At 37.1% G+C, this 22,668-nt stretch carries 21 protein-coding genes; 6 read left to right on the top strand and 15 right to left on the bottom strand.

Translation table 11 applies throughout. The features are described from left to right. Positions 1-21: 21 nt before the first annotated feature. From WBM70_RS07550 to WBM70_RS07595, 10 genes are all read right to left on the bottom strand, one after another. Complete coding sequence (locus tag WBM70_RS07550) at positions 22-3,351, bottom strand: molybdopterin-dependent oxidoreductase (protein WP_424557891.1); 3,330 nt, start codon at positions 3,349-3,351, stop codon at positions 22-24. Between the two features lie 13 nt (positions 3,352-3,364). Then, a complete protein-coding gene (nrfD, locus tag WBM70_RS07555) occupies positions 3,365-4,315 on the bottom strand; it encodes an NrfD/PsrC family molybdoenzyme membrane anchor subunit (protein WP_424557892.1) in 951 nt (316 codons plus the stop codon). 1 nt (position 4,316) lies between these two features. Further along, positions 4,317-5,075 carry a 4Fe-4S dicluster domain-containing protein gene (locus WBM70_RS07560; protein WP_424557893.1) on the bottom strand — a complete coding sequence of 253 codons (759 nt, stop codon included), beginning with the start codon at positions 5,073-5,075 and terminating at the stop codon, positions 4,317-4,319. 193 nt (positions 5,076-5,268) lie between these two features. Then, positions 5,269-6,294, bottom strand: a complete 1,026-nt coding sequence (locus tag WBM70_RS07565) for a sensor histidine kinase (protein ID WP_424557894.1) — start codon at positions 6,292-6,294, stop codon at positions 5,269-5,271. An 11-nt stretch (positions 6,295-6,305) separates the two neighbouring features. Beyond that, the gene (locus tag WBM70_RS07570) at positions 6,306-6,809 is read right to left on the bottom strand and encodes a thioredoxin family protein (protein WP_424557895.1); all 504 of its coding nucleotides are present in this window, start codon (positions 6,807-6,809) and stop codon (positions 6,306-6,308) included. Positions 6,810-6,818: 9 nt separating this feature from the next. Continuing rightward, positions 6,819-7,208: a thioredoxin family protein gene (locus WBM70_RS07575; protein WP_424557896.1), complete on the bottom strand. Its 390-nt coding sequence runs from the start codon at positions 7,206-7,208 to the stop codon at positions 6,819-6,821. Positions 7,209-7,220: 12 nt separating this feature from the next. After that, positions 7,221-8,318, bottom strand: coding sequence for a succinyl-diaminopimelate desuccinylase (gene dapE / locus WBM70_RS07580; protein WP_424557897.1), 1,098 nt, complete (start codon positions 8,316-8,318; stop codon positions 7,221-7,223). Between the two features lie 6 nt (positions 8,319-8,324). Beyond that, on the bottom strand, positions 8,325-8,873 hold the full coding sequence (locus WBM70_RS07585) for a YqiA/YcfP family alpha/beta fold hydrolase (protein ID WP_424557898.1): 549 nt from the start codon (positions 8,871-8,873) through the stop codon (positions 8,325-8,327). A gap of 1 nt (position 8,874) precedes the next feature. Next, complete coding sequence (locus WBM70_RS07590) at positions 8,875-9,219, bottom strand: rhodanese-like domain-containing protein (RefSeq protein WP_424557899.1); 345 nt, start codon at positions 9,217-9,219, stop codon at positions 8,875-8,877. Between the two features lie 84 nt (positions 9,220-9,303). After that, entirely contained in the window at positions 9,304-9,645 is a 342-nt protein-coding gene (locus WBM70_RS07595; RefSeq protein ID WP_424557900.1) for a ferredoxin-thioredoxin reductase catalytic domain-containing protein, read from the bottom strand. A 104-nt stretch (positions 9,646-9,749) separates the two neighbouring features. On the opposite strand from WBM70_RS07595, the gene gatC reads away from it, so the two are divergent. The 6 genes from gatC (at position 9,750) to lysS (ending at position 14,373) form a co-directional block, all read left to right on the top strand. Next, on the top strand, positions 9,750-10,040 hold the full coding sequence (gatC, locus tag WBM70_RS07600; protein ID WP_424557901.1) for an Asp-tRNA(Asn)/Glu-tRNA(Gln) amidotransferase subunit GatC: 291 nt from the start codon (positions 9,750-9,752) through the stop codon (positions 10,038-10,040). Positions 10,041-10,049: 9 nt separating this feature from the next. Further along, positions 10,050-10,391, top strand: coding sequence for an arsenate reductase family protein (locus tag WBM70_RS07605; RefSeq protein WP_424557902.1), 342 nt, complete (start codon positions 10,050-10,052; stop codon positions 10,389-10,391). A gap of 13 nt (positions 10,392-10,404) precedes the next feature. Further along, positions 10,405-11,463 carry a type IV pilus twitching motility protein PilT gene (locus WBM70_RS07610; protein ID WP_424557903.1) on the top strand — a complete coding sequence of 353 codons (1,059 nt, stop codon included), beginning with the start codon at positions 10,405-10,407 and terminating at the stop codon, positions 11,461-11,463. 84 nt (positions 11,464-11,547) lie between these two features. Beyond that, positions 11,548-12,177 (top strand): CvpA family protein, encoded by a 630-nt coding sequence (locus WBM70_RS07615; protein ID WP_424557904.1) that lies wholly within the window; start codon positions 11,548-11,550, stop codon positions 12,175-12,177. Between the two features lie 8 nt (positions 12,178-12,185). After that, entirely contained in the window at positions 12,186-12,623 is a 438-nt protein-coding gene (locus WBM70_RS07620) for a Fur family transcriptional regulator (RefSeq protein WP_424557905.1), read from the top strand. Between the two features lie 97 nt (positions 12,624-12,720). Further along, positions 12,721-14,373 carry a lysine--tRNA ligase gene (gene lysS, locus WBM70_RS07625; RefSeq protein ID WP_424557906.1) on the top strand — a complete coding sequence of 551 codons (1,653 nt, stop codon included), beginning with the start codon at positions 12,721-12,723 and terminating at the stop codon, positions 14,371-14,373. A 111-nt stretch (positions 14,374-14,484) separates the two neighbouring features. Here the strand turns inward: lysS and WBM70_RS07630 are convergent, their stop codons facing one another. The 5 genes from WBM70_RS07630 to WBM70_RS07650 all read right to left on the bottom strand — a co-directional run bounded on the left by WBM70_RS07630 (position 14,485) and on the right by WBM70_RS07650 (position 22,542). After that, entirely contained in the window at positions 14,485-16,128 is a 1,644-nt protein-coding gene (locus WBM70_RS07630) for a protein kinase domain-containing protein (protein WP_424557907.1), read from the bottom strand. Positions 16,129-16,206: 78 nt separating this feature from the next. Beyond that, entirely contained in the window at positions 16,207-17,487 is a 1,281-nt protein-coding gene (locus tag WBM70_RS07635) for an MFS transporter (protein ID WP_424557908.1), read from the bottom strand. 235 nt (positions 17,488-17,722) lie between these two features. Continuing rightward, the gene (locus WBM70_RS07640; protein WP_424557909.1) at positions 17,723-19,309 is read right to left on the bottom strand and encodes a ferredoxin--nitrite reductase; all 1,587 of its coding nucleotides are present in this window, start codon (positions 19,307-19,309) and stop codon (positions 17,723-17,725) included. Beyond that, complete coding sequence (cobA, locus tag WBM70_RS07645; protein ID WP_424557910.1) at positions 19,302-20,561, bottom strand: uroporphyrinogen-III C-methyltransferase; 1,260 nt, start codon at positions 20,559-20,561, stop codon at positions 19,302-19,304. Before cobA ends, WBM70_RS07640 begins: the two co-directional genes overlap by 8 nt. Continuing rightward, positions 20,551-22,542: a molybdopterin oxidoreductase family protein gene (locus tag WBM70_RS07650; RefSeq protein ID WP_424557911.1), complete on the bottom strand. Its 1,992-nt coding sequence runs from the start codon at positions 22,540-22,542 to the stop codon at positions 20,551-20,553. Before WBM70_RS07650 ends, cobA begins: the two co-directional genes overlap by 11 nt. Positions 22,543-22,668: the final 126 nt, after the last annotated feature.

Below are 22,668 nucleotides of genomic sequence, written 5' to 3' on the forward strand. Positions count from 1 at the left end.
AGCATATCAGTAAGTATAGACTTACTTGATTTTTACTGCATATGCTTTGTCTGACAATGGCACAGCAGGACGTTTAATGTGTTGAGGACGTCTAAGTGTATCTGTACTGTCAAGAGGACGAGTTAAGTCATCTCTCCATGCTTGATAGACTTTCATGTTGTTCTCATAATTCACATAAATATCACCAATTTGATCATCTTTACCTGCAAGCTCAATAACAACTTTTTGGTGCCATGCGTGGTTACCTGCAATAGGATCTGGGTGTGATGGAGCCACAGCATTTTGCCATGAACCTGAAAGACCATCCCACCAAATGTTGTCTAGGTCTCTATTGTACTCTTTAAACTGCCAAGACTCTTTGTTCTCTTCAATACCATCTATGATACCTTGAGTTGGTTTGAGTGTACCCTCTTTACCATCCATAGTGAGTTCATACAGTGGTGAACCAACACCCATAACACCTAGTTTATGTTCAAATCCAGGAATATCTACTGCATTTTTAAGTTTCCATCTACCTGCGTGGTGTGAACATGCAAGTACACCAGGCATAGTCGCTTCAGTTGGAACAGCCATAGCGATAAAGTAACCTGACTCAAGACCAGAAACAGTATCTTGAATCGTTACCTTAACTGAATCTCCTCTTTTAATTCCAAGTTTCTTCGCATCTTCTGTATAGATCCATACTGGGTTATGGTTTTGTGAAATCTCCATAAGGTGCTTAGAGTTTACAGAACGCGTATGAATATTGTACGGTAATCTAAATACCGTATTCAGTGCGAATTCATTCTCTTTTTGCATAAAGTCATGGTGTACCTGTGTAACAACATGTGTCATTTTCTTTCTATCTTCCGCATTGGTTGGATAAATAGGTATAGCGTACTCAGGCCATTTCCATTCTTTGAACCACTCACAGTAGAAGTCAAGCTTTTTAGTTAATGTATGGAAACCTTGTACAAGTTCACCATCTACTTCAATACCGATCGCTTTTTCTTTACCATGGCTGTCTGTAGCAGTCAAAATACCAAACTCATCTTTAACTACTTCACTTTCATGATACTCATGACCATGAGAAATATATGTATCACCTACTTTTTTCAGTGGTCTCTCTTGTGGTTTATAGATGTTATCTTCTTCTAACCATGTACCTCTGTCTCTCATCATCTCATAGTTAGGATACTTAGAGTCAGGGTATGCTGCTTTCGCTGCTTTCTTAAGGTTCGGAAGCTTGTCAAATGCTGCTTGATACCACTCTGGGATTGTCACAGCTCTAGTTGGATCTTCTTTTGAAGCCCAGTGTTTTCTCACACCTAAACTTCCATCAGGGTCTACATAATGTACCATTATATTTGCCCAAAACTCTACTTCTTCCCATACTTCACCAAGACCCGCTTTAATGTGCGCTTCTAGTGTAGCTCTTGTTGGATCTTTTGGCTTCCAACCCATTTTCTCTAATGCAACTCTAAGTGCCGGGTTACGGAAACTTAACCATCTTTTTGGTTCTGTTGCTTCTGAGTGTTGGTCATGTCTTTCACCAGCAAGTCCTACAGGAAGGATAAAGTCACAATACCAGTTTGTCTCTGACCATGTTGGAGAGAGGTTAAATGACATTTCAATCTTATCTTCTCTTTTAAGTGCTTCGATCCATCTGAAACCATCCGGGTTGATCCAAACCGGGTTATACATACGTGGGATCCAAACAGCCAACTTCTCAGGTACTTTAAGTCCTTTAGCATTCCATTTCTCTCTCCACTCATCATCCATAAGAAGGTGAGGCATGATATGACTCATCTCATATGAACTTAACGGATACTCTGGTGGCCATGCGATCTCATTCCATACATCAACCTTTGCAGGTCTTGTACCCGCCTGAGTAGCAGCATCACCTTTACCATTCACCGAGATAACATGCCAGTGGTGTAATCCAACACCACCTTTATCACCAGCCATCGCACCACGAAGAACAAATGGTAAAAATGCAGATCTAGCGATCATCCATCCACCTTTGTGACCGATCGGTCCTGCTCTCCAGATATATGTTGCAACTCTTGCACCTGCATCAATGAACATATCGTAAAGTTTTTCTACGATACGTTTTTCAATACGACACTCTTCAGCAACAAAGTCAAGTGTATAAGGACTATACATTTCAGAGATCATAGAGATAAATTCTTCATAACTATCACCTGTAGGGATAGATTTGATATATCCTTTTTCAAGAAGTACGTTCAAATACTCTCTGTCTTTCATAAGGTGTTCCCAGTTCACCCAGTTCTTCACAAATTTGTGATTTACAAGATCTTCTCCATTGATACCCTTTTCATTGAGGATTCTGTTTGCAAGATAGAGATAAAGTGCTGTCTCTGTACCTGGCCAACATGGTACCCATAGATCTGCCATACCGGCAGAGTTAGAAAGTCTTGGATCCATAACAACAAGCTTTGCACCTTTTTTACGTGCTTCAGCAATACGACCTGCTGCCTGTTGGAAATAGTGACCTGCATCTGCTGCATGTGATGACTGAAGGAAGATCAACTTCGCATTTGACCAATCCGGAGAGTTTCTATCATCGTTTGACCACTGGATCGTACCCTGTCTAGCACCTGCAGAACAGATGTTTGTATGAGAATCATATCCATCAAGACCCATAGAATGAGGTACACGGTGACCAAAACCATTCTCATTTGGACGACCAACGTGATACATGATCGACTTTTTAGAGATCTCATCACCCACTTTGAGTGTATCGTGCATTTTTTGCCCGATCTCTTTCATCGCTTCATCCCAAGTTGTTCTTACCCATTTACCTTCACCTCTTTTAGAACCTGGAGCTCTTTTAAGTGGGAAAGGTATTCTATCTGGATCATACATTTGAGATTGAGTCGCATACCCTTTTGCACAGTTTCTACCACGGCTTCCTGAGTGAAGCGGGTTACCCATGTATTTACGTACTGCTAGTTGTCCACCAGCTTTGTATGTAGAAAGGTCAACCCATGCAGTTAGACCACATGATGCTTCACAGTTTGAACATGATGTAGGTACAAGCATGTATTCAGTTGCTTTGATCCCATTAGGATTGTCTTCACTTTGAACACCATTTCTAACTGTACCACCTCTTTTCCAATCATCACCGTCCAACTCAGTAAAACTATCCCACTCTTCAAGTGGTGGATAGAATGAAAGTGTTTTAGGTGTTGGTGTAAATTTCGTTTCTGCCATTGCCGGCGTGTCAGCTACAGTTTTAAATACACCTGCTGCAAGTGTTGCACCTGCTACAGAGTAAGCTGTACCTTTAAGGAAACTTCTTCTACCTTCGATAAAATTTTTATCTTCTGTATTCATTGATTTTGTCATAGATATCTTCTCCTTAACTTAATGGTAGCAATTGCGGGATTTTAAGCCATACATCTTTTACCAAGAATAGCCCTACTAATGCTAAAATAGCTGCAAATCTAAGCAGCGTTGTGTTTTCTGACTTCATGTAACTCATTCCTAAGAAGAATGGGATAATAAATCCAAGTGTCATACCAAACCAGAATTCAACACTATAAGGTCCACCTGAATGTACAAAGGCCAAAGTTGCTTCTGCTTCTGAAGATTTGAATGAGAAGAAATACTCACCCATATACATCATAAAACTAAAGAATACAGCAAATGTAAGTACAAGTGCTAAATCTTTTCTAGCTTCTTTGCTCCATGAACCAGACACGAAGATAAGTGCTGCAGATCCAGCCATAAGTGCTGCCCACATCATTTGCATTACTTCAGTTGGTGCCTGCCATAACTCTCTTGCACTTGATTGTGCCATTATGATCGCTGTATATGTTGTAACAGGAATCGCTAAAAATACTAAAAATGGCATGATCTTTTCATACACTGCAGAATTGTTTCTAGCCATTGTTGTAATTTTACATTTTTTACCACCAAGACCTGGGAATGCATCTGCAACACCGATAACCATTAGTATTGTAATGAGACCCAAGAAAAGTGATGCCAACCATGCACCAACAGTAATAGATGATGTCCAATGTGGATGTGTGAATATATGTATCATTCTATACGGTTGATGTAGATCGATCAATGTAAAAAACAAGAATACATTTAAAGCTATAAATGCGATCACTGGCATAAGCCATCTTAAATTAGGCATATCCTCTTTTTTATGTCTAAACCATAAAAATGCTGCTAAAAATGCGACACCTGTACCGATACTTTTTGCCCACATGTTCATAGTAATGATACTTCCCCAAACAATCCCCTGGATTGGCACATCTAATGTTACAACTGCTTGAGTTGCGTTAATTGTACTTTCAACCATCTTAGTGACCTCCCTCTTGTTCATGTGAGTCAGCATCTGTTGCTGACTCAATCAAACTTGCATTATCTGTTGGTCCATGATCTCCAACAAAAGGTGCTAGGAATCTATCAAGAATTCCATGATTTTTATCACCAACATGCTCTAAATGCGTGATGTCATTGAAAAGGTTGAAACCTTCAATTCTCTGATGTGCAAGTGGATTAAGTGTTGCATTACCACCACCTACATAAAAGTGTGTTGGAACAGTATGCTTTTCAGGTTTACGTACCTGAACAGCACCTTTGTGTTCCATGATATACAGTGAAATATGACTGTGATCATCTTCAATATCACCAAAGATATTTGCTTCAACAGGACATGCTACCACACATGCTGGCATCATACCACTTTCGATACGGTGTGCACAATATGTACATTTATCTGCCGTATTTGTTTCAGGATCCATATAGATCGCTCCATAAGGACACGCCATCATACAACCAGCACACCCAATACATCTAGCACTATCAACATCAACAATACCATTCTCCAAGTAGTGTAACGCCGATACTGGACAAATACGCTCACATGGTGCGTTCTCACAGTGGTTACAACGTAATGGCGTAAATGATCTTCTTGTATCAGGGAATGTTCCCAGATCGATATATTTAACACGTAAACGCCAAGTACTCAATGGAACTTCGTTTTCCACTTTACAAGCAATCTCACAACCTTTACAACCCATACACAGGTTAAGGTCAACTAAGAAACCTAATTTCATGCTTCCTCCTTAAATTTAGCTAATCTTATAATAATTATAAGTATCCATTAATCCAATCGAATTTCTGGTAACGCTTAGATAAATATTATAGAAGTTTGGATTAAAAAATGGTTATTTGCTCAAAGAAACCTTAAGTTTTTAGACCGATGTGTCAAAAGGAAATTTAAACCATCAATATAGTTGAAGAATATCATCATTGAATGTGAAAAGAAAACGTAGAACCCTTCTCTTCTTCACTCTCTATCTCTAATGATGAACCATGTAACGCGAGAATATTTTTTACAATAGAAAGTCCCAGACCCATAGAGTTATCCCAATTATGTATTCCTGAACGATAAAACTTCTTGGTTACTTTTGAGATGTCGGAAGATGAGATACCAAACCCATAATCTGTAACAGATATTTGTCCTGCATCTATCTTTATCAACACTTCATCTTTTGAATACTTCAATGCATTTTCAATGATGTTCTTGAGTACGACCTCTAAAAGTGTACGATCTGCATCTACCACATAGGAACTTCCTTCAATGATGATTTCCCTTTGAGGATATTTTTCTTCTAAAGCCGTTTTCACTTCTTGTACCAATACATAAAGATCGAAATTACTCGGATGCAGTGTTGCCTCACCACTCTCAAATTTATTCCATAAGACAAGTCTGCTAAGAAGTGCCTCTATCTTTATACCGTTGTTATATATCTTATTTAGAAATTTTTCCTGTAACGCAGGTGGTATCTCTTTATCCTCTTCCAATGTTTGCGCATATCCCATGATCGAAGCTATAGGATTGCGAAACTCATGTGCAATGGCTGAGATCATATCTGCACGTTGGCGATTTTTCATTTTGAGTTTTGCATTGTAACGTTGTTTGATCTCTTCACGTTTCTTAGCACTATCAAGTACTTTAATCAGGTTCTGATTGATATCTTGAAACTCTTGGGTAAAAAAGTGTGCTTTATATTCTATTTCTTCCGTTTTATCAAGTTTTCCCAAATAGGAATTGATCACTGTCAATTCCTTTTGCATCCGCTCTGCTCCACGGTATATAGCATAAATAAATACAGAAAAACCCAATATTAAAAGTCCTGTTGCGTAAAAAGCGATATTACCTTCTTCGGGAAGAAAAATAAAAAAAATGATACTGAACATAAAACCTGTAAAGACTCCTAAGGTTACAAGCCTCGCCATGATGTATTCAGTAAAATGAGGACGTCTATGCATACTTAAAATACCTAATTATCTTCTTCTATCTCAATGAGATAGCTTAAAAAATCTTCTATGGCAAAATAGCCAACCATAGATTCATATATTTCTTGATTTGGTTCCATAAAATAAAAGCTTGGAATAGCCCCGGCAAAATCTACTATACGTTTCGATGTTTCCTTATCTGACCTTTGTACTTTTAACAAGATATAAGATTGTAGTTTTTCTTGTACTCTTGCATCAGACAATGCACCTATTTTCATATTTTTACACCATTTGCAACGTATATCTTCTACCATAACCATGACATTTCTATGCTCTTTCTTGGCACGCTCAAATGCATGATCCATATCTGTTTCCCAGATCAACTTGTCAAATGTTTCAAGCGCTTCGTCTTTCTTTTGTAAGGTTTGGACCGCTTCATTTTTTTGATTTTTTGAAGCAATAACTTTTTCTGACTTTGATCTTTCCTCAGCACATACGGGAAGGAGTAATAAAGTAAAAAATATAATACCTGATATGATCATCTGCATATTAAATACTTATTTTGTATTTTTTTCTACATCATTGATATACGAGATGAAATCTTCTACATTCACATAGCCTAGAATTTCTTCTGTCACAGCTTTATTTGGTTTCATAAAGAAAACCGTAGGTACACCTTTTACCTCTGGTAATCCTGACATGGCAGACGGATCTTCTCTCATCACTTTGACTACAACAAATTTTTCGAGTCTTTTCTCCACTGCCTCATCTTGTAATGTACGATATTTCAGTTTTTTACACCATCTGCAGTTTTCACCCTCTACTAAAATCATCACGTTTTTATGTTCTTTTTTTGCCAACGTAAATGCTGTGTTTACATCTTTAACCCACTCGACAGAAAAAAGTGTACTTGAAAGAAGTAAGAGTCCTAATACTATTTTATGCATAATGATCCTTCTTTAATTAAATTGTCTCACTGTATGTTTAAACACCTCATAAAGTGATTCAACTTCTTTAATCGATGTTCGTTCATTCGGTGCATGGATCGTGTCATTGATGACACCAAATTCTATCACATCGATACCGTAAGCTGCAATAAACCGTGCATCACTTGTACCACCTGCAGTAGAGTGTTTAGGCATGATACCGCATACTTCCTGAATACTTTTATCAATAGCACGTACTACAGGACGATCTGTCTGAGTCAAAAAAGGTTCTGCTGATTGACTTAAAGTAAGATCATACTTCATACCACTAAAATACTGATGCACAAATGCTTCTACATCTTCCTTTGAAGTCTTTGTAGAATTACGTACATTAAACATCATCTTCAGCTTTCCTGGAGTCACATTGGTTACCTCCATTCCTGCACGTATATCCGTAATGACAAACTGACTTGGACCAAAATACGCATCACCTTCATCGAGATTAACCCCTGCCATTGAGGGCAATACCTGCGCGACTTTATGAATAGGATTGGTTGCTTTTTCCGGATATGCTGCATGTCCCTGCATACCATGTTTTTCTATAACCCCGTTAATGGAACCTCTTCGTCCGATCTTAATAGCATCACCAAAAACAGTTTCACATGTCGGTTCAGCAACAATACAACAGTCTGGTAAAAAACCTATTTCCTTAAGATGTTCCAACATGATCTGAGTACCATACTTGGCTTCACCCTCTTCATCAGAAGTCAACAAAACGGAAAGTGTACCTTCAAAATGTTCAATATCCTTACAAGCTTGAACAAATGCAGCCACCCCACTTTTCATATCTTGTGTACCACGTGCATAGATATTACCTTCCTTGATCACAGGAACAAATGGGTTTGTGTCCCAGCCATCTCCTGCAGGAACCACATCCACATGTCCAGCGAAACAAAGATGCGGCCCTTCAGCAAACTTTTTACTCAACAGCAGGTTCTTAACACCCTCTTTGTTTACATATATCGCTTCATACTCATCAAGATACTCTTCTATGAATTTTAACGATCCTGCATCATTAGGGGTTAAAGATTCGCAACTCAACAGTTTAAGTAATAGATCAACTACATTCATTTAGACTCATTTATTTATAAATTTTTCTATCATTGAGAGATACTCATCAAGATTTTCGAAACGATGATTTCCGCCATATTCAACGATAATTTTATGCTTATTATAGAGAGATTGTGCTTTAGTATAATCTAACACTTCATCTCCACTTTGTAAAAGAAGTAAATATTTACCTTGTTCTGGAGCTGTTTGTAACATTTTAAGTTGCTCTAAATAAACAGGTTTAAATTCAAATATCTCTTCATCACAAAAACGTTTTTGCCATCCTGTATAGGAAGCCAAAGTCTCCCATGGCTCCGTTGATGGATTAAGCAGAATGGCTTTCATATGGTATTTTTCAGCGAGATAAGTCGCATAATATCCGCCTAGTGACGAACCAATCAATATATCAATATGAGTAGATTCTAAGATCTCTTCGATCGTATCTATAGCGTCAATAGGAGAAGGTGGAAGATCCGGTGCGATGACACTGACTGCGCCAAAATAGGCTTTGAGAAGTATAGATTTATTCCCCTCTCCACATGATGAAAAACCGTGAAGGTAGAGGATCTTTGACATACTATTTTTCTATATCGCCACGATACGTAACGATACCACCAAAGTGGTTAAGGACACGATTATGCCCATTTTGTCTAAATATATTTTGTACCTGTCCGCTTCTGCTGCCTGTACGACAAGTCAATACAACTGCTTTATCTTTCGTTTCATTAAGAAATTTTTGTGCCCATTGCTGAAAAGAAGAAGTAGGTTTAAGCATATCAACACCTTTAATGTGTCCCATGTCATACTCCATATCTTCCCTTACATCAACCAACAGAAAGTCTACTTGTCCTTCCTCTCTCGCTTCCAATAAAATTTGGAGCTCTTCTGAATTAATATCATTTTTTTCTAGTAAAGTCTGCATATTATAAATCTCCTGACATTAAATAGACGCATATTATAGTCAATCAATATTATAACTTCCTGTTAATATAAAAATATTTTTTACTTAACTATGTTCTGCTATATACTCAGGTGTACAAAAAATCTGACAATGACATACACCATTTTCAGGGATCTCTTTTTCTATGGCTGGTTTACATGGACAGATTCTGTCATCTGTGCTTTTAAACTTTCCTGGCTTCGACTCATCAGGTTCCACCATAAAACAAGGACAAAATCTTTTGCCATAAAGTAATTTATGACGTGCAAGTCCCATGATCACACCTTCATTCACATCTTCATTAGTATTATAGAGCCATCCTTGACTTTCGCATACTTTATCAGTGAATTGTTTTGTTTTTTCCAATTCTGTTTTAAACTCTTCTGAATTCATATCCAATTGTTGCATACTAAATATCCTTAATTTATCATTTTAATGGTGTAGTTATATCTTAAACTAAATTAATATATAATAAGAGGAATCACAAACTCGACCATAATATAAGGGGTATCATGCAAATAGATAACACCGTTTTAGCAAAACTTGAAAAACTTTCACACTTAAAGATCGATGACTCTAAAAAAGAGGAAGTCATAGAGCAGCTTTCAGGTATCTTGAATTATGTTGATAACCTTAATGAGCTTGATACTGAAGCATTGGACGCTTCTTTCTCTACGCTTGATGGCGGTACACCTTTAAGAGAAGATACACCAAGAAGTGCTAATAATATTGCAAAAGATATCTTATCTCATGCACCTCAGGCTAAAGATGACTTTTTCATCGTACCTGCGATCATCGAATAAGTTCATTTCATGTTAAAGATCTATGGTATTAAAAATTGTGACAGTGTCAGAAAAGCGATAAAATATCTTAAATCGCATAACATTGAATACGAATTTATAGATTTTCGTGAAACGCCTGTAGATCTAGACACCATTGTATCATGGTTAGAACATACAGATGTAAAAACCCTTTTCAACACAAGAGGTACTACCTACCGAACATTGAAAATCAAAGAACTTTCTCTCAATGATGAAGATAAGCAAATATGGCTTGCAAAAGAGAATATGCTCATCAAACGACCTGTTATTGAATTTGATAACAAGGTAATAGTTGGGTATAATGAGTCTCAATATCTAGAAAACATACACTAAATAAAGGAAAATCATGGCTGCTTTTGATATAAAAAAATTACTTCAGAGTGTTGTGACACATGGCGCATCAGATCTTCACCTCGTAAGTCGTACCGAACCGCAAATTAGACTTGACGGTGTACTAAAACCCGTAAATCTTCCGAAACTTACAGGAGATGATATCGAGGAAATGGCGTATTCGCTTATTACAGAAAAGCAAAAACAACATTTTGAAGAGAATGATGAACTTGACTTCGCACTTTTACTTCCTGGTATAGGACGTTTTAGAGCGAACTATTATCGTACATTAGGTGATACCGCGGCGGCTTTTAGGATCATTCCGATTGACGTACCTTCTTTAGATGATCTTGGTGCTCCAGACATTTATAAAAAACTGATCAAAAGAGAAAAAGGACTTATTCTTGTAACCGGACCAACGGGTTCAGGTAAATCAACGACTCTTGCAGCAATGCTCAACGAGATCAATCTTCACGAACAAAAACACATCGTTACCGTAGAAGATCCTGTGGAATTTATCCATCAGAATAAAAAATGTGTTTTCTCACATAGAGGTGTGGGTGAAGATACTTCTTCCTTTGCTATAGCACTCAAATATGCAATGCGTCAGGATCCAGACATCATACTTATCGGGGAAATGAGGGATAAAGAGACTATTGAAGCAGCGCTTACTGCGGCTGAAACAGGTCACCTGGTATTTGGTACACTGCATACGTCTTCTGCACCTGGAACCATTAACCGTATTATCGATGTCTTTACAGGAGATGAACAGCCACAAATTAGAGCCATGATCTCTTCATCATTGGTTGCTGTTATCGCACAGGCACTTCTTCCTAAACTGGGTGGAGGTCGTGTGGCTGCATCAGAGATCCTAATAACCAATCACGCAATCTCAAACCTTATTCGTGAAGATAAAGTACACCAGATCTATTCACAAATGCAACTTGGTCAAGAAGATTCAGGTATGCAAACACAAACACAGGCACTGCTTAAATTCCTTAGAGATGGCAAGATAAGTCGTGACACTGCTCTACAATATGCGAACAAACCAGCTGAACTTAATGGGAAAATGTAATCTACGTAAAAATATCTCTAAAAGCATTTTTAGAGATATATAGATACAATACGCAAAAAATAGTCAATAATTAAGGGATAAAATATGGAAAATTTTTCAATGATGGATTTCAATTACTTTGATGTCACTATATCTGCCATCATACTGATCTTGGGAATCAAAGGTTTTATGCAAGGCTTTATAAAAGAGATATTTGGTCTTCTTGGTCTTGTCGCGGGTGTATACTTTGCCTCTAGACTTTCTGACAAAGCCGCAGCATTTATTGATACAAATTTTTTACATTTGGAAAATCCATCATTGCTAAAACTCATTGGTTTCCTAGCTATTCTTATCATTATTTGGATGAGTGCTACTGCTCTTGGTTCTATATTGTCTAAACTTACCAGTCAGAGTGGTTTAAGTTTTCTCAATCGCCTATTTGGTTTCGTTGCAGGAGGAGGAAAATATTTTCTTATCTTTGCACTGATCGTAACCGCTTTATCAAATGTAACATTGGTAAAAGACAACTTAGAAAAATATGTCAATGACTCTATACTTTACCCATATCTAAAAGAAGCAGGATCATACCTTATCAATCTTGATCCAGCTGCTATGGGATTAACTATATCTGACAGCACAGAGGTTGTCAAAGAAGCTAATGCTTCAACTGATACAAATATTTCAGTAGAGACAAATACTTCAATTAGTGAAACCAATGCCTCTTCAGAAAAATAGGGTTTAATATGATTGCATACCCTCTGCTTTTAGAAGAATTTCAAACTCTTTTAAAAGAAAACTCACTGAAGTTCACTAAACAAAGAGAACTTGTACTCAAGTTCCTGTATGAGAATGATGGACACTTTACGCCAGAGGATATCTATACGTTACTTAAAGATCAATATCCAGATGTCAACATCGGTATCGCAACCGTATACCGTACACTTACTTTACTAGAAACATCACATATCGCCAGTTCTATCTCATTTGGGGTACAGGGGAAAAAATATGAGATTGGGCTCAAAAAGCACCATGACCATCTTATCTGCACCAAATGTGGTGCTATTATAGAGTTCTTCGATGAGACCATTGAAAAGAGACAAGAAGAGATAGCCAAAAAATTCAACTTTCAAATGACAGACCATACAATGAAGATCATCGGTCTTTGTGAAAAGTGCCAATAGCCAGAGTTACTCGCTAAAAAAATACATACATTAGATGAGGCTGTTTAATGAAACAGACTCAACACATTAAAGAAAAAGATCAATAACAGGAGACAGCTTGATATTTGAAAATCAATATATTCAAGAACGAATCAAAAAAACAGAGAAACTAAGAGAAGAAGGTATCAATCCCTACCCTAACCAAATACAAAAAGGAACTCCTTCTACACAATTTTTAGAACAGTGTGCTTATATCAAAGAGCAAGAGACTGATGAGAAAAAAGATGAGACCAAAACATACTCACTCACAGGTAGACTCAAGTTTATTCGTATCATGGGGAAAGCTGCTTTTGCAAAAATAGAAGATACAGAAGGTTTGGTTCAGATCTATTATAATAGGGATGAACTTCCAGAAGGTTTTTACAACAATGTAGCAAAGAAACTCTTTGAGGTCGGAGATATCATCGAAGCAACCGGGTATCCATTTGTTACCCAAACAGGTGAGCTTACCCTTCACTGTAAAGATATGAAAATCGTTTCCAAAGCTATCTCTCCACTGCCTGAAAAGTTCCATGGTCTACAAGATCATGAGATTAGATATAGACAACGTTACCTTGATATGATCATGAACCCTGATGTGAAAAAGAACTTTGTGATGAGATCCAAGATCGTTTCAATGGTAAGAAGATTTTTTGAAGAGAAATCATTTCTAGAGGTCGAAACCCCTATGATGCACCCTATCCCTGGTGGTGCAAATGCGAAACCATTTATCACACATCATAATGCTTTGGATGTAGAGCGTTATCTGCGTATTGCGCCGGAGCTTTACCTCAAACGTCTTATCGTTGGTGGGATGGAAGCAGTTTTTGAGATAAACAGAAACTTTAGAAATGAAGGAATGGATCAGACCCATAACCCTGAATTTACTATGATAGAGTTTTACTGGGCCTATAAAACCTATATCGAACTTATGGAGATCACTGAAGAGTTATTTGATTATCTCTTTGATAACCTTGGTCTTGAAAGAAAGCTACCTTATGGTGAAGTGGAGATAGATTTTGCAACACCATTTGCAAAAATACCGTACATCGAGTCACTCACAAGCATAGGTGGTGTACCAGCAGAGGTTGCGACAGATAAAGAAAAGGCATTGGCTTATCTTAAAGAACACAATGTCAAGGTGGCTCCTAATCTTACATTGGGTTACCTGCAAGCTGAACTATTTGATGAATTTGTTGAAGGGAAGCTCATTAACCCTACTTTTATCACAGATTTCCCTGTAGATATCTCACCACTTGCAAGAAGAAGTGATGACAATCCGGATATCGCTGAACGTTTTGAGCTTTTCATGGCTGGCAAAGAGATAGCCAACGGTTTCTCTGAACTTAATGACCCTATCGATCAATATGAGAGATTTAAGGGACAAGTGGATGCCAAGGAAGCTACAGGTGATGATGAAGCAATGCATATGGATACGGACTATGTAAAAGCGCTTAGCTACGGTATGACACCAACTGCTGGTGAGGGTATCGGTATAGACAGACTTGTAATGATGCTTACCAACCAACATAGTATCCGTGATGTACTTTTATTCCCTGCTATGAAGCCAGAGGTCCCAAGAGAAGAACTTGCACCTATCTGTGAAGTGGTGAACAAATGTAAAAAGTGTGGAAATGAAAATCCAGATGAACTTAAACCTGCTAAAAAAGGCAAAGGTATGTTCTGTATAGATGTAGCTGCCTGTAAAAAAAGAATACAAGAGAAGAGTTAAGACCTCTTACTTTACTTCTAAGTAGAGATGATATTCTGATACATTATGAAAATATCTCTACTATCTTTTCAATCTGTAAACCTGCCAACATAAAACAACGATCTATTTTATCTAAAACCAAAACATCTGTAGAAAATTCAACAAAAACATTATGATAAATCCTACTTTATAAACCATCATTTGATTACGCTTTATAAACGAACTGTTTTTATCAAAATATGGTTTTACCTTCTCTGGATTGTTTAGGTCATACTGCATTTCTGAATAATTTCTATAACGTTTATCTGTATCCGTATCTAAGGCCCTTAAAATTATACTATCAAGCCATGCAGGTATTTTAGGATTTATTTCACTTGGTGCTTTGACAGTTTTTTCGAAAGAAGGGTTTTGAAAAGGTTCAATCTCACCAAACGGAAACTTTTGTGTCAGTAGTTCATAAAGTGTTACGCCTATGGCATAGATTTCAGTTTGTTCATTTACAGGTTCTTGTTTGAACCGTTCCGGTGCCAGATATGAAGGTGTGCCTGCGCGTGTGATATTGGAATAGGCTTCAGTGATACTTCCAAAATCCACCATTTTAAATACCAACTTACCTTTACGTTCTGTCAATATGATATTTTCAGGTTTGATATCACCATGCACCAAGTCATGTTTCATCAGGTAATGTGACATCTTGAGCAAAAAACCGGCCAATTCAACACTAAGATCTACAGATAGTGTCTTTTTTTCATTGTAGTCTTTGAGTGTTTTACCTTCTATATAACTCATAATGTAGTAACGATGCGTACTGTTTTTTGGGACAACTGCTTTTGGAAAGAACCCAGCCTTAAGTCTACTTGCCATCCACACTTCTTTGACAAACAGATCAAGTATCATCTCATCATCCATAGCTTCGTATGGTATGAACTTTATGACATATTGCAGTCCTCGTTTTTCACAAAGCCAAGTACGTTCATTTTGTATGAGTGATTTGATTAGGGTATAGCCATCTACCACTTGACCTATTTTGTAATGCTCTTGTACAATTAGATCTCTTTGTTTGAGTCTAAATCTAGGATCAACTTCTTTGATCTCTATAACTACAGCAGTGGTATCATCTGGGAGATCATCTTTATGTCGTTTACTGGCTTTTTTTACCAAATATGAAGCACCCATTTGCATACCCGAGCCAAGTTCTTCTTCTGTGAGTTCATTGTATAGTCCATCACTGCAAAGGAGTATCTGGTCACGTGCTAAAAGATTGTTTTCAAAATAGTATGGGGCTACATTTTCTTCTAATCCTATGGCTGCCGTCAGTACATTTTCCATCCCCTCTTCATCCATAGAATGGTCATCTGAGAGTTGGGTAAATTGTACATCTTCATCAATTGTTCTATGTAGATAGATTCGACTATCTCCAACATTGGCGGCATAGAGTCTGTCACCTTCTATCACCACTAAGGCAAGTGTAGTGACCAGTTCTTCTCGTCCATATTCAGCCATGGATTCAAGATACAGTACTCTATTGATATTTTCTATAAAGTGTTTTATGGATTTCTCCATCGTCCAACTTTCAGGTCTGTTTTTAAGGGATCTTATTAAAAAGTTGGAAGTGTGTTTAGCTGCCTGAGCTCCTTGAAGTGCAGACCCCACGCCATCACATACTACAGCAACCGTGATATTTTCCATTACCTTGACTTCAAAAAAGTCATCTCCTTTGAGCTGAGTACCTTTTGCCAGAGTGAGTCCTGATGTTTCTATGTTTTGTTTTGACATAGTAAGCCTTACATATGAAATTATAGTAAACCCTATACAGCATGACAACGTTACTCCATACTGTATTGAAGAATAAAATTAAATGATCCCTCCGGATTTAATGCCCCATGTTGTTCTCCATCTTCTTTTTACTAAAGATACCCCAAATATAGCTATCAACACACTTATAGCAATCAACATGAACCCGATGGTATAATCACCAAACATCAATGTTGATGCACCAAGAACCTCTAAAATAGCAACGCCTCCAAGTGCGCCGGATGCTCCTATAATACCAGTCATGATACCAATATCTTTAGAAAACCTCTGCGGCACAAGTTGAAATATAGCTCCATTTGCCATACCAAGATTTGCCATGATAAGAAACATCACAATGATCGCAAACCAAAATGATAAAGCGATATATGCATTTATAAAGATAAGTATTGCAACACTTGAAAGGAAAATATAGAGTGATCTGATACCCCCGATCTTATCAGAAATGGCTCCACCTACAGGTCGAAGAAGAGCTCCGGCCATAATGCAGAATGCTGCAAAATAACCTGCAACAACATGAATATTCTCTTCTTTTAATACCTCTTCCCCAAATACTTCCATTTCATCAAAATACATAGCCATCAGATAGACTTTCATATACATTGCAAAGCCTACAAAAGCACCAAAACTAACCGCATAAAATAGATTGAACCACCATGTATCTTTATCTTTCAGTAATCTTATGTAGTCTGATATCCGTTTCGGTCTTGGTGTATACACCTCTTCGGGTGCGTCTTTTGCCATCAATGCATAAAGGATAAAGACGAATAAAGATAAAACTGCTGCCACTAAAAAAACTGCTTGCCATCCCCATATCTCAGCAATCTTAGGTGCAAAAAGAAAACCAAGCACAACCCCCATGTTCCCTATAGCTGCAATACCCAATACTACACCTTGTAGTCTTGGTGGATACCATTGCCCAGCCTGTGGTAAGGCTACCGCAAAAGATGCACCTGCAAAACCTAACCCGATACCTACAAACAACAACTCATCATATGAGATATGTTCGCCGAATAAAACCACATAAAATAAAGTAAATATTACTATAGCTTGTGCACCTAAAGCAGTTTTTTTAGCACCGATTTTACCCACTAAAAAGCCAAGTAATATACGTAACAATGCCCCTGAAAGTATAGGAACAGAAAGTAACTTTGCTATTTCGGAAGCTGTCAATAAAAATCCGTAAGAAGCAAAGGAATCAGTGATCTCTGTTGCAAGCGGACCAAGCATGGTCCATACCATAAAACTAAAATCAAAATATAAAAATGCAGCAAACAATGTAGAGGGGCTACCCTCTCCTTTTAATCTGTTTAAACCTATCATTTTTACTCCTTTAAGTTTAATGTTATAATTCAGTATAATCAAAACTATACAAATATTGACCATATCATTGATTAATATTTAAACATTATAATGTCTGACCGAAAATTTAAAAACGACATGATATTTATGCTATTTTTTTATGATACCAAAGACGTATGATGTTACTAGGTATAAATACTAGCGTTTATATAATACCGCCTGATTTTCTTTTAAGTAAAGATGTTCTCCTGCTCAATCAGGATAACATCTTTACTATTTTTTCAACTGGCTCTCCTGCCAAAACACGACTATCAAAACTTTCAAAACTTTCATTTTCCAATCGTTTATCTCTGTACAACAGCATTAGTTGCTTGACTTTCTGTTGAGCCATCTTCAGAGGTAGAGCTTTAAAAAGTTGTCGGGCCTCTTGCGCCTCTTTGGTTGCTTTTCCTCCAAGATAGATATGGACCCCATCTACCTTGTTACCCTCTTCATCTTTAGTTTTACATCCTTCAAAACCAATATCTGCGATACCATGAATACCACATCCCTTAGGACATGCACTCCAATACATTCTCACTTTCCCTCCTGCTATAGGAGCCTCTTTTTGTAAAAAATTTGCCATAGCAATCGCATCAGTCTTATTTGGGATAACACCAAACGCACATGTTGCTGTTCCTGCACAAGCAATTTGATGATTAAAGTAGGTATTATGATACCTACTGTATATATCAAATAGCATGCTTTCTTGAACCTGTTTGACTTTCTCATTTACAGTAATAATATACAGACTCTGTTCGACACTGAGACGGATCTTTCCATCCACACTTTTGGCAACTTTAGAAACCTCCATAAGATTACTTCCAGAAAATATGCCGCTGGGGATACTTAAATGAACTGCTTTAAATCCTTCTCCTAATTCAAAAATACCATACTCATTCAGTATATATTCCTCTGTTGCCAAGACCTCTCCACTGTTTTCAAATTCTAATTTACTGTAAAGTTTAATTACATCTACAAATGACTCCATACCTACAGCTTCAAGTAAGAAATGTAATCTATTCTTATTACGATTGTCTCTAAATCCATACTGCTTAAAAAGATTAGTCACCGCTTCAAATGTTTTTGCTACTTCTTCGGGCTTAATAAACAGTCCGGTATCCTTTGCTTGAATTCCAACACGTCCACCCAAATATAGATTAAATCCGATTTCCTTATTTTTTTGAGCCACAATAAAACAACAATCATGTCCATAGATATTACAGTCATTGATAGAGTTTCCTAAAATAGCTGTATTAAATTTTCTAGGCATTGTTCCTATCCACTCTTCTTTATGCATAAAGATCGATTGTAACTGGTCTATCAAGGGCTTCACATCTATAATATTGTTAGATCCCAATCCCTCAAATGCACTGGTTACAATATTTCTAAAATTGTCCACACCCGTTTGGAAAGTACTTAGACCTACACTCTCCAGCTCTTTTAGCACAATGCCCAAATTTTCGAGTTTGATATATCGTAATTCTATCTGTTGACGTGTTGTTATATCAATATAATCTTCACCATATTGTTTGGAAACTTCCCCAATTTTGGCTGCCTGTTCTATACTTAACTGACCTGCAGGGATACGAACACGCAACATAAACTTGCCATCTTTTTTTAAAAAAGCACCAAAACATTTTAAAAAATAACTGCTATCTTCATCATTAAGCTCATTTAAACCTGCTGTACATATCTCATCCAATTTTTGATAAACACTTAACGGTGTCTTGAGTTCTTTTATTTTCTCGATCTTATTTAGTTTTTTATTTCTAAGTTCAAAGGCTTCTTGTAATTTATGCATTGTTTTCTCCTAATAATGATCTATATTTAACGACATCCCCAAAGACAAGAATTGCCGGTCTAGCTATATCTTTAGCATCTAAGACCAATCTTTCTAACGTAGTGGTTACAATTTTTTGATTAGGTCTGCTTGCATTTGAGATGATGGCACAAGGTTTCTTCTTTGAAGTACCCAGCCTGCATGCTTCCTCTACGATCTCATTTACTCGGCTAAGTCCCATAAGTACGACGACTGTATGATTCTCTTTTCCCAGTAGTTCTACCCAGTCAAGATTGACACTGTTTCCTTGCAGGTGTGCAGAGACCACAGTAAATCCACTGGCATATCCTCTTGCTGTAATGGGAATATTTCCCATTAATGGTCCAGAGATAGATGAGCTTATACCTGGTACAACTTCCGTATTGATATTTGCACTGAAGAGATCTCTCAATTCTTCTGCACCCCGCCCAAAAACAAATGGATCACCACTTTTTAGTCTGGCGACTACTCTTCCCTTTTTTGCATGCTTGATGATCAATGCATTGATCTTCTCCTGAGATTTCGAATGATATCCCTTCTGTTTTCCTACATAGATCTTCTTTGTACTCTCAGGCACAAGCTGCATGATCTCATCACTGATAAGATGATCATAAAGCACTACATCTGCACGTTGAATGGTTTTTAAAGCTTTGAGTGTCAACAACTCCGGATCACCTATCCCACAACCGACTAAAAATACTTTTGCATGTTGTAAAGTCAATTCCTTTTGTGTCTGAACAATATCTATGATCCCTGATGCTCTCTCTTTTTGTTTTTGCTCTATGTATCCAGTGATATCTTCGGGAATAAGCCTCTCACACTCATCACGAAAATACTTGGCAGCTGTGGGGCTCGCTCCATTACTTGAAACAGCAATTTGTAGAGGTCTATTCTTCGTCAATGCCATAAAATAGAAATCACAAAGTTCAGGGACATCCACGACATTGAGAAAAATAGGATGGCTCTTTTTATATTTGACAAGTTTTTGTGCTACTTTTGGATCACCTGTTGCATCAATGATGATCTGCTCATCTTTGATATCTTTCAATTTGAAACATTTCTGCTTTATCTTGTCTGTAAGTTTTACGATCTTCTTGTTCAACTCTTCAGCAACAATACGAAAGTCTATGTTGTTATGTGACAACACCTCTGCTTTCTGTAAGGCGACATTACCTCCACCGATAAGAAGGATCTTATGATTTTTTAAAAGGATGGGTAGTGTACTATGCTTCATGATCAACCTTTTCAACTCTTACAGCACTATGATTGTAATCAGGCTGTAAAGAGACTTTATCTAACAGGTCATTTGTCAGATAATTCACTTCCCTGTTACTGATAGGAATAAAGATGTTTTTTTCATTGATCTTATTTGTCACATGTGCCTTTGTGACCAGTTCACCTCTTTTGGAGATCACCTTAATCTCATCTTGATCCTTGATCCCTAATCGATCTGCGTCATTGGGATGTATTTCACAAAAGTTAAGTTCTTTGTATTTTAGAAGAGTTAGAGGCAAATTCGTTTTAGTACCACTATGCCATTGATCACGTGTCCTACCTGTTAAGAGTATAAAAGGATAATCCAAAGAAGATTTTTCACTTAAAAGTTTGTTCTCCACAAAAAAGAGATTTGCTTTTTTATCATCTGTCAAGAAAGATGAAATTTTCTCTCCCCAAACAAATGGTTCATTATCCAAATTATCATAATCTGCCTCACTCATATCCATGTAGGAATTGAGTTTTGTCATCTCTTGATACTCTTCAAATATCTCTTTTGTATTTTTATAACTAAAAGCATTTTTATAACCCAGTTTTTGGGCGATCAATTGAAATATCTCCCAATCGGGTTTACAATCAATAGATGTACGTGTAAGTTTGACCTGTTTAGTAATACTTCTATCAAGGTTTGTCTGTGTACCCTCTTTTTCTCCCCATGGTGATGCAGGAAGCTGAATATGTGCAAACTTAGATGTTTCACTGTTATTATATGCATTGATCTCTATCACCAAAGGGATCTTTTGGATCAATGCTTCTACTCTATTTCTATGGGGAAGATGATACACTGGATCCGTATGAGAAATGATCAAAACATCCAAGTCTGCTTCCAACATTTGTGTCGCTGTGAGTCCTGGCTTATTGTCTATATTATCTGTTTTCCAAAACTTTGAGACCTTTTTGATACTCTGTTCATCAAAACCAAGATGTACAGCCAGCATCGTAGAGAGTCCGCCTACTTCCCTTCCTCCCATTGCATTAGGTTGTCCAGTAAGACTCAGTGGACCATTACCCTCTTTAAAAATACTTCCCATTAAAAGGTGTGTATTAAGCAGTGCAAGGTTTTTATCCACACCCTGAACAGATTGATTTAATCCCATAGTCCAGGCTGTAATGATGTTCTTACTGCTTGTATAAAGTGCAAAAAATGTTTCAAACTCTTCTTGTGTCAATCCTGTTCTCTTAAGCATTTTGGTCACAGGTACACGTTTAAACTTATTTTTTAACAGATCAAAATTATTGACATATTTGGAGACAAATGTTTTATCATATTTCTCTTCATCGATCAATCTTTTAGAAAGTAAATTAAAAAAGTCAATATCAGAACCTACTTTAATAGGCAAATATAGATCAGCTATCTTAGCTGTATCTGTTTGTCTTGGATCCAAAACAACAACCTTCAAACCCTCCTTTTTTGCTTTTTTGATCTGATTATGAAAAACGACATGTGCTTCAGCAGTATTCGCTCCTGCTAGGATAAGGAGATCTGATTTAAAAATGTCATTCATTCTCACAGGAACAAAGTCTGCACCTATTGCCTTTTTATACCCTACTACAGCACTAGCCATACAGGTACGACTGTTGGTGTCAACATTATTAGTACCTATAAACCCTTTTGCAAGTTTATTGGCTACATAATAATCCTCGGTCAGTAACTGACCCGAAAGATAAAAGCCAATTTTGTTTTTTGAAGATGCTTTGATTTTTTCTGCGATAGTATCCATCGCCTCTTCCCAAGAACATACATTATAGTTATTTTCAATACTCTCTCTCATATGTGGACGAAGTAGGCGTGTAGGTGTCTGCATACTTACCAGTTCAGATACACCCTTTGAACATACATTTCCCAGATTCGTAGGATAGGCTATATCGCCAATGAGCTTTTTCTCATCATACTCTAACCCACATCCGACACCACAGTATCCACAAACTGATTTCACCATTTTCTTACCTTATAATAATCATTTTCTTTCACATTATATATAGTATTTTATGTAAAATTAAGAATTACTTGATTAAAAATTAATCAATTATCTGTATAAATAAGCATATAAACTATGATACTATTT

This window comes from Sulfurovum sp. (genome assembly GCF_049668085.1).
In the GTDB taxonomy this organism is placed as follows: Bacteria; Campylobacterota; Campylobacteria; order Campylobacterales; family Sulfurovaceae; genus Sulfurovum.

What these genes read in the sequence shown, in the direction of transcription:
- WBM70_RS07605 (WP_424557902.1), top strand. Translation starts at nt 10,050, where the DNA reads ATGTTAAAGATCTATGGTATTAAAAATTGTGACAGTGTCAGAAAAGCG.
- WBM70_RS07615 (WP_424557904.1), top strand. Translation starts at nt 11,548, where the DNA reads ATGGAAAATTTTTCAATGATGGATTTCAATTACTTTGATGTCACTATA.
- WBM70_RS07550 (WP_424557891.1), bottom strand. Translation starts at nt 3,351, where the DNA reads ATGACAAAATCAATGAATACAGAAGATAAAAATTTTATCGAAGGTAGA.
- WBM70_RS07650 (WP_424557911.1), bottom strand. Translation starts at nt 22,542, where the DNA reads ATGGTGAAATCAGTTTGTGGATACTGTGGTGTCGGATGTGGGTTAGAG.
- nrfD (WP_424557892.1), bottom strand. Translation starts at nt 4,315, where the DNA reads ATGGTTGAAAGTACAATTAACGCAACTCAAGCAGTTGTAACATTAGAT.
- WBM70_RS07630 (WP_424557907.1), bottom strand. Translation starts at nt 16,128, where the DNA reads ATGTCAAAACAAAACATAGAAACATCAGGACTCACTCTGGCAAAAGGT.
- cobA (WP_424557910.1), bottom strand. Translation starts at nt 20,561, where the DNA reads ATGAAGCATAGTACACTACCCATCCTTTTAAAAAATCATAAGATCCTT.
- WBM70_RS07575 (WP_424557896.1), bottom strand. Translation starts at nt 7,208, where the DNA reads ATGCATAAAATAGTATTAGGACTCTTACTTCTTTCAAGTACACTTTTT.
- WBM70_RS07570 (WP_424557895.1), bottom strand. Translation starts at nt 6,809, where the DNA reads ATGCAGATGATCATATCAGGTATTATATTTTTTACTTTATTACTCCTT.
- gatC (WP_424557901.1), top strand. Translation starts at nt 9,750, where the DNA reads ATGCAAATAGATAACACCGTTTTAGCAAAACTTGAAAAACTTTCACAC.
- WBM70_RS07565 (WP_424557894.1), bottom strand. Translation starts at nt 6,294, where the DNA reads ATGCATAGACGTCCTCATTTTACTGAATACATCATGGCGAGGCTTGTA.
- WBM70_RS07610 (WP_424557903.1), top strand. Translation starts at nt 10,405, where the DNA reads ATGGCTGCTTTTGATATAAAAAAATTACTTCAGAGTGTTGTGACACAT.
- WBM70_RS07635 (WP_424557908.1), bottom strand. Translation starts at nt 17,487, where the DNA reads ATGATAGGTTTAAACAGATTAAAAGGAGAGGGTAGCCCCTCTACATTG.
- WBM70_RS07640 (WP_424557909.1), bottom strand. Translation starts at nt 19,309, where the DNA reads ATGCATAAATTACAAGAAGCCTTTGAACTTAGAAATAAAAAACTAAAT.
- WBM70_RS07620 (WP_424557905.1), top strand. Translation starts at nt 12,186, where the DNA reads ATGATTGCATACCCTCTGCTTTTAGAAGAATTTCAAACTCTTTTAAAA.
- WBM70_RS07585 (WP_424557898.1), bottom strand. Translation starts at nt 8,873, where the DNA reads ATGTCAAAGATCCTCTACCTTCACGGTTTTTCATCATGTGGAGAGGGG.
- dapE (WP_424557897.1), bottom strand. Translation starts at nt 8,318, where the DNA reads ATGAATGTAGTTGATCTATTACTTAAACTGTTGAGTTGCGAATCTTTA.
- WBM70_RS07560 (WP_424557893.1), bottom strand. Translation starts at nt 5,075, where the DNA reads ATGAAATTAGGTTTCTTAGTTGACCTTAACCTGTGTATGGGTTGTAAA.
- WBM70_RS07595 (WP_424557900.1), bottom strand. Translation starts at nt 9,645, where the DNA reads ATGCAACAATTGGATATGAATTCAGAAGAGTTTAAAACAGAATTGGAA.
- WBM70_RS07590 (WP_424557899.1), bottom strand. Translation starts at nt 9,219, where the DNA reads ATGCAGACTTTACTAGAAAAAAATGATATTAATTCAGAAGAGCTCCAA.